Below are 5,012 nucleotides of genomic sequence, written 5' to 3'. Positions count from 1 at the left end.
TGGCAAAACTCAGTCGTAAGGTGTAATTCTTTAATAAATTCAGACATAAAAATAGGCCACAACTTCTGTTGTAGCCTATTATGAGCCCTTTGAAAGATCGTTCAATTAGCTTAAACGATCTGCATTAGACCAAGGTCTGCTTTTTTTGAGTACTCGAAAAACTAAAGCTAGTTAAAAACCACTTTATCGCTGCCAGGAGCGGCTTTAAACTCGATGATAATTTTAGCGCAATCGGCTTTAACTTCATCTTTAAGTGTTTCTTCAGCTTGCCAGCGAGCTTTATCTAGCTTAAAAATTTCTTTTTTAGCATATTTTTTACGTGCATCGTGTGTCGGCATTTCTTTAACTACCTGGTACATTTTATAAATGCCAGGATATTGTGTCGTTAAATCACGCTCGCTCTCAAAGCCATATTGAGACATAAGTACCCAAATACGTAAACAGCCTTCAGAAAACTCACACTGCTCTTCATTCATTGCACGCGCAATTAAATGAATACTATCGGCTAGTTTGGCATTTCGCTTTAAACGCGACTTCTCAAGCTTTTGCTTTTGTTCAGCCTGCGTTTTAGCAATTAACTTTTTTTGCGCATTTAACTTATACAGCAACTGACCCGCATAAAATGCCAGACCAACTATTATAGCAGCGCCTAAAAGTAAGGCTAAAATTACCGCGGTACTCATTATTTATCCTTACTATTTGTCGTCTTCATCTAACCATTCGTTGGCTAAATCGTCAGATAAGTATTGATCGAAATCAGAATTGCCTTTGCTTTCAATATCATCTGCAAGGTCATCTTCAAACTCGTCTTCATCCTCGTCTTCAATACCAAGAATTTCACATAACGCCTGATGGCGAGCAATACGGCTATTAAAGTACTTAGCATCTTTACCAGTTAGCATTTCACCTTCTTCATGACGCTCTACTAATTTAAGTAAACGCTCGTCATTCTCAAGTGCTTCTAGCTCTTGTTCAGGTGTAAATTCAGGCTCGATTACCTTTTTCAGCTCAATACTTGGTTTTAAGTTGCGTTTCATTTCAACTTTAGGCTCAGGCGCAGTTGCAATTAATGGTACCGGCTTTTTACTGCCTACACGCTTATCTTTAGGCGCGTGACCAGCATTATGGCTTTCGCTATCTAGTAAATCTGGCGCGTTACGAGAACCTGGCTTAGCGCCTTTGTTTTTTTTAACTCGCTGCTCTTTTAATGCGCGCATTTCTTTAAGCTTATCTTGGCTTAAACGAACAGGTCCGTTTGCTGGGCTTTTGCGTGACTTTTTAGTTCTACTCATATCTTGATCATCTCACTTAAGAGGTTTTGAGCGAAGCGCAAATTAATGGGCATCGCAGTGCTGGCCTAGCCAGAAGAATTCAGTTTGCGCTTAGAGGTTGGGTCTCTCATTTAAAAGCGCCTTAGCTAATTAATCGCTAATTTTAAACGGTGGGTATTGTAACAGGACAAATAAAAAGGCGGTAGAGAAAACATCTCTACCGCCTGCTAATCTGAGCGCCATTATCTGGACACTTCTCCCTTCGACTTTTTTTAGTCTTTATTATTTTTATTATTATCAGTCCGTATTGTTATTATTTTTACGTTCCTTGTTACATTCCATTTTGTTTTTATTACTAAACTTCCATGAGTTTTTTATTATTTTCGGTCATCCTGACACTTTTTTATTATTTCCTTTAGTAGCACTAATCTTATGCTATGTAGTCATGCCGCGTTACTTTCCTTGATAGTTATTTCCGTTTTGTTATTGTTGTTTTGCGACAGTGGTTAATTTACTCGTTAATGATTTTGTTACAACTGGTTTATATAACTTTTATTATCTTTATTACATTGAGATATAAAAATAAATATAAATTACAATAAGTTAATCAATAATAAAAAATAAAAAGAAGACTTTTCTTACAACCAGACATGGTCAATGTCTTACATTGAAACGGACGATATCGTTAATTTTTGACACAAAAAAAGCAGCCTAGGCTGCTTTTTTTAACACATTGTAGTTTATTTATTATTAACTACTAAATAAATACGACTTTAGTGTAAGCCACCTAAATACTGAGAAAGTACTTCGATGTCTTTATCTGTTAATTTTTTTGCAATATCGCCCATCATGCCATTTAAGTCATTATGACGAGTACCATCACGGAACTTTTCAAGTTGAGCCTTGATATATCCTGGATGCTGAAAAGAAATTTTTGGAAACTTAGCAAGTGACGAGCCATTACCACGTGGGCCATGACATGCTGCACATGATGGAATTCCACGTTCTGCATCGCCTGCTTTAAAAAGCATCTCGCCAACTTCAACAACATCTTTAGGTGTAGCACCTTCAGTCATGTTCATTGAAGAAAAATAAGCAGCTAGATCTTTCATGTCTTGCTCGCTAAGTGGCATAGCCATAGCGCTCATTACTGGATCCATACGCCCTTCTTTGCCGCCTGATGTCATACCTAATTTTAAATCCTGAAGTTGCTTAAGGATATAATCTGGATGTTGACCTGCAATTTTAGGGTAAATATTAACCGGCGCATTACCGTCTGGGCCGTGACAAGCCGCACACGTTGCTGATTTTTCTTTACCTGCGTTTACATCGCCATCAAATGCTGTTGCGTTGCTTGCTGACAACGCACCAAGCAATATTGTTAAAGATAGTGCTATTTTTTTCATGGTGAATTCTCTGTTTCCGACCCTGTATCATCTACAATCGTGATGTTGTAATACATATATTCTACACGATAATAAATTCTCTGGCACGTTTTCTACACATATTAAGCTTATAATTTACAGGGTTTTGACTTAGATTAAGCTTTAACATGTTTTAAATGTACCATAGGTGCTGTTTTTAGGTGGTTAAATACGCTTTTTAATACATCCTTTATAGTATAAAATACGCGCCCTGAGTGAATTTGGTTTACTCAACGTTATTTATTTAAGTTTTAGGAGAGCCTGTGCTCAAATCTCGTATCAAATATAATACTGCGTCTTTCGTAACAAGCGCTCCCGACATTACTAAATTACCTGCTGATACGGGAATTGAAGTTGCGTTTGCCGGTCGTTCCAACGCAGGTAAGTCGAGTGCATTAAATGCATTAACCGATCAGAAGCTAGCACGTACAAGTAAAACACCTGGACGTACTCAGCTAATCAATACATTCGATTTAGCTGATGTTGACGATATGCGCCTTATCGATTTACCAGGCTATGGTTTTGCTAAAGTACCAATCGAAATGAAAAAGAAATGGCAAAAATCGCTAGGCGAATACCTACAAAAGCGTCAAAGCTTAAAAGGTATTGTTATTTTAATGGATATTCGTCATCCATTAAAAGATTTAGACCGCGATTTAATTAATTGGGCTATTGGTAGTGAGATTCCAGTATTGGCACTATTAACTAAAGCCGATAAATTAAAGCAAGGCCCTCGTAAATCACAAGTACTGCAAGTTCGTCGTGAATTAAGCACGCTTGATGGGGATATTACAGTTCATGCATTTTCATCATTAAAAGGCACGGGTTTACCAGAAGTAGCTAAAAAACTAGATGAATGGTTTTTAGGTCCTGTTATTGCTGTACCACCTACCGATGAAACAATCACAGACGAAACTAACCCAGAGGCTTAAACGCTGGCGTTACGATAAATAAAACTGCTTTCCTGCAGATTTAATAAAATAGCCGAGCTTATCAGACTCGGCTTTTTCAGCCCACTGATAATATACGCTTCGCGCAACACGCGCACTACAGCCATAAGGTAGCTTTAGATAAGGCACTTTTGACCCTTTATAGTCTTTTATAACTAAAGGCTGCTGAGCGCTCACCAACCACTGCCTAGCTAAATTATCAATACAACACAACACCTGCCCTTGCACTGTATTTTCAAAACGCCAATCAACAATAATAAACGGCGCATCATCAACCGTTATTGTTATTTTTTCGACAGGTGTTTTTAAATAAAATTGCTCACCTTCTTTACATAGAACAGAAGCAAACAGCTTCACCATGGCTGGGCGTGTTATTTCGCTGCCATCGTAAAACCATTTCCCCTCATGATTAATGACAATTGGCAGTTCACCACAATGATTAGGCTGCCAACTATCAAAAGGTTTGCTTGGCTCGCTTAATTGCTTGCTAAGCTCACTTAAAGAAATCACTGTTTTTTAAGTGTAATTGCAAATGTAACAGGCACTGCTGTCGCAATTGAAGGTAAGCCCGCTAGCTCTTGCAGCTTTTTAACGCCTTCAGTTACACCAAAATCATCACTATTAATAATAATAGGTGTTAATGATGATACCGTTAAATCACCACTTTGCGTGCTGTTAACGAGTACATCAATTGCCAATGGCTTTTTATTACCGTGAAAATCAAGCTCAGCTTTAATACCCTTCAATACATATTGACCAGGCTTTTTAATATTGCTCAGTTCTTTAGTTAAATTTGCAGTTAAAACAGCATTTGGAAATTTAGCCGCTTCGAATAAAAATGTCGTTAAACGCTCATTACGAATAGGAATTAGAGTTTCGGCTGATGTTAAATCAACATTAACGCTAAACTCGCCTTTATCAGAAAGCATACCTTCAAGGTTAGTAAAATGGTGAGCTTCAGCAATCGAATCTTTTTTAATTGAAACAAAGCTTAGTTGGCTTTTATCATTCACTAGCTGCCAATTGGCCTGAGCAACATTAGAAATAACTAAACTTGATAAAGAAAAACCTGCAATAGCTAATGCTTTAAACATAACGCACTCCTTAGTAATAAAATGAAAAGAATAATATCACTTCGATGGTATCACCTGCGATGTACCCAAACCACCTCGAAATGACGAATGAATAATACAATTGGTATAGCGCAAAAAAGAATTAATTAGATAGGATTTTTAGGCGTAAAACATCGAGTAGGGTGAGGCTTTTGCCTCATCCCTCTCACAGAACCGTACGTACGGGCCTCGTATACGGCTCCTGTATTCTTCTATCCCTTCGGCTTATTTTCTAAACGCCGATTGAGCAAGCCA

6 protein-coding genes are annotated in these 5,012 nt (G+C 37.8%); 1 reads left to right on the top strand and 5 read right to left on the bottom strand.

Going from position 1 to position 5,012, the window contains the following annotated elements:
* Window positions 1–167: 167 nt before the first annotated feature.
* The 3 genes from H4J63_RS19410 to H4J63_RS19400 all read right to left on the bottom strand — a co-directional run bounded on the left by H4J63_RS19410 (window position 168) and on the right by H4J63_RS19400 (window position 2,677).
* Window positions 168–683, bottom strand: a complete 516-nt coding sequence (locus H4J63_RS19410; RefSeq protein WP_010553820.1) for a DUF2489 domain-containing protein — start codon at window positions 681–683, stop codon at window positions 168–170.
* Window positions 684–695: 12 nt separating this feature from the next.
* Complete coding sequence (gene yihI / locus H4J63_RS19405; protein ID WP_182198060.1) at window positions 696–1,292, bottom strand: Der GTPase-activating protein YihI; 597 nt, start codon at window positions 1,290–1,292, stop codon at window positions 696–698.
* 752 nt (window positions 1,293–2,044) lie between these two features.
* Window positions 2,045–2,677 carry a cytochrome c gene (locus H4J63_RS19400; protein ID WP_007582080.1) on the bottom strand — a complete coding sequence of 211 codons (633 nt, stop codon included), beginning with the start codon at window positions 2,675–2,677 and terminating at the stop codon, window positions 2,045–2,047.
* A gap of 281 nt (window positions 2,678–2,958) precedes the next feature.
* On the opposite strand from H4J63_RS19400, the gene yihA reads away from it, so the two are divergent.
* A complete protein-coding gene (gene yihA, locus H4J63_RS19395; protein ID WP_007377272.1) occupies window positions 2,959–3,627 on the top strand; it encodes a ribosome biogenesis GTP-binding protein YihA/YsxC in 669 nt (222 codons plus the stop codon).
* Window positions 3,628–3,636: 9 nt separating this feature from the next.
* Here yihA and H4J63_RS19390 read toward each other — a convergent pair whose 3' ends face one another.
* Together H4J63_RS19390 and H4J63_RS19385 are read right to left on the bottom strand one after the other, a co-directional pair.
* A complete protein-coding gene (locus tag H4J63_RS19390; protein WP_010553821.1) occupies window positions 3,637–4,155 on the bottom strand; it encodes a DUF1285 domain-containing protein in 519 nt (172 codons plus the stop codon).
* Entirely contained in the window at window positions 4,152–4,739 is a 588-nt protein-coding gene (locus tag H4J63_RS19385) for a YceI family protein (protein WP_007582084.1), read from the bottom strand. The genes H4J63_RS19390 and H4J63_RS19385 overlap by 4 nt, the downstream gene beginning before the upstream one ends.
* Window positions 4,740–5,012: the final 273 nt, after the last annotated feature.

The sequence above is a fragment of the Pseudoalteromonas sp. 5Ae-yellow genome (genome assembly GCF_014077565.1).
Classification (GTDB): domain Bacteria; phylum Pseudomonadota; class Gammaproteobacteria; order Enterobacterales; family Alteromonadaceae; genus Pseudoalteromonas.
This window is presented reverse-complemented; position numbering and strand designations above follow the sequence as displayed.

Coding starts and splice junctions, on each gene's coding strand:
- H4J63_RS19400 (WP_007582080.1), bottom strand. CDS start 2,677: ATGAAAAAAATAGCACTATCTTTAACAATATTGCTTGGTGCGTTGTCA.
- H4J63_RS19385 (WP_007582084.1), bottom strand. CDS start 4,739: ATGTTTAAAGCATTAGCTATTGCAGGTTTTTCTTTATCAAGTTTAGTT.
- H4J63_RS19410 (WP_010553820.1), bottom strand. CDS start 683: ATGAGTACCGCGGTAATTTTAGCCTTACTTTTAGGCGCTGCTATAATA.
- yihI (WP_182198060.1), bottom strand. CDS start 1,292: ATGAGTAGAACTAAAAAGTCACGCAAAAGCCCAGCAAACGGACCTGTT.